At 33.6% G+C, this 2,019-nt stretch carries 1 protein-coding gene and 1 pseudogene; one reads left to right on the top strand and one right to left on the bottom strand.

Going from position 1 to position 2,019, the window contains the following annotated elements; translation table 11 throughout:
* Nucleotides 1-30: 30 nt before the first annotated feature.
* Entirely contained in the window at nt 31-1,284 is a 1,254-nt protein-coding gene (locus V7183_RS24685; protein WP_097899410.1) for a glycosyltransferase family 39 protein, read from the bottom strand.
* 210 nt (nt 1,285-1,494) lie between these two features.
* On the opposite strand from V7183_RS24685, the pseudogene V7183_RS24690 reads away from it, so the two are divergent.
* Nucleotides 1,495-1,746: pseudogene (locus V7183_RS24690) on the top strand (LTA synthase family protein); the annotation flags it as partial.
* Nucleotides 1,747-2,019: the final 273 nt, after the last annotated feature.

The following is a 2,019-nucleotide window of genomic DNA, read 5'->3' on the forward strand; positions in this document are numbered from 1 at the left end:
AAAATGGACAACCTCTTTTGAATTCATATATTACGCGCGGTTTGTGCCCCAAAATGGAAGCTTTGTTGTAACATAAACTAATCCGTATGCAAGAATTAAGCACATAAGAGGATTAATGAAGAATCCGTAGCGGTTAATTGCTAGGAATAGATTTGAGAATATGATGTAGATAACACAACTAGCTACTAACATCATTACGCGCTTATGTTTAAATGAGTTCAGCATGAAGCAGAAACTACTTAAGAATGTACCGATAATAAAGACTCTATGACAAAGCTGCATAAAGTTATGAATGCGGTATTGATCTACAGCAGGAGCCGTTTTGAATAACTCGATTGTTTTCCCGAGAGTAAACCAAGAGAACCAATACGTGAAATCTGTCTTAAATCCATTTTTGATTAATTCTTTCGCATACGCACCTTTATCTGTAAATCCATTTGCTTTCATTTGGTTTACTACGTTTTCGTAACCAATTTTGTTAAATGGATCTGCGCCGGCAATTAATGGGTCAGCACCTTGTGTTGAGAACAAAATAAATTGATGAAGTGCTAAATAGTTACGAACGACCCATGCACCAATGATAAAGAATGGCCCAATAAACCATAACAGGCCGATTTTAATAGAGTCCTTGAATCCATATGTAAACAAGACAACAAGAACAGGAATCAGCAGCATCGGAGCCGGATTTGGACGGAACATGAGTAAAATAGATACAACAACTCCGAACCATATATGGAATTTCACTTTATTGTACTTCCACGCAAGAACAAATACATACACACTTAAGCACAAGAGGAACATCGAAGGAACTTCTGTTAATAATGTGCGGAAGTATGTATAGTTACTCGGATAAATAGCGTATAAAATACTTGCAACAATTCCATAAATATTCTTTTCAAATAACTCTTTTCCGATTAAAAATACTAATAGTACTGTACCGAGATTGAGCAACATGTTAATGACAGTTGCTACGTAGTAGTAAGGAATATGTGTTACGTCAGAAATGATCATTGCGCCAGCTAATAATAGCGGTTGACCAGGTGTTATGTATGCATTTTTCCCAGGTACTTCACTAGGCTCTAAATATACATAACCAAATACACCATGTTTTAATAACTGTTCAGCTGTTAACGAATAGTTAAATGCATCGTTCGCGCCATATGTTACTTTTACTAGCTCTCCATCTAATCCTGGTTGTTTTACTAAACAAAAAACGTGCAGGAGAAAAGAAAGCGCCAAAATTACATATACCGCTTTAGGCAAACTTTTAAACTTGGCTAACAAAAATAAGCATCTCCTTTGTTCATTACTTTTGTATTTATTTCGTGATAAAGTCCTAACATCATTAAGCCTATCCAAAACATAATTGCATTATATCATAAAGTGAAACTTCCATCAGCGAGGTTTTACAGTAATGCCCTGTGAAACAAATTTCAACCATATTTTAAGGAATACTTAAGAAGCTATATGTATAATAGAGGCGTGTATGGAGACGGAATGGTAAGTCCTATCTATTTCACAAACCTTGTGTTTGATTATGCGGGATTAAATAAATCACCGTTTTATCAATTCTTATCGAAGTTACATCAAGAAATCTCAGTACTCAGAGACGAACTAAAGATAAGTCAAGATGGAAAAGTAATAAAAAATTTAAGCGACAAGCAAAAAGAAATGTTGAGTCAATATAAACTACTTCAATATGATTTATTAGTAGGAAAGCAATATAGTAAAGAGATATTATTTTAGCAGAATATTGTGTATATAAAAAGAACTTGTAGATAGGCTACAAGTTCTTTTTTCAGTATATTTATAACGGGGTATAACTAGACAAGCTGGATCAATCAGGGAGTATTACTTGTAAATTTAGTATAAACCAAATTGTAACCGTTTTATTAATCTATTTGTGAGAATTATGTGAATTTTGGAATGGTCAATCTTTTTTATAATTACAGATGATTTTGTATTCGGGATAAAATAGAGTAGTGATTCGGCAAAATTCGACAATGAGATATCTATATA

The sequence above is a fragment of the Bacillus sp. JJ1127 genome (genome assembly GCF_036965845.1).
In the GTDB taxonomy this organism is placed as follows: Bacteria; Bacillota; Bacilli; order Bacillales; family Bacillaceae_G; genus Bacillus_A.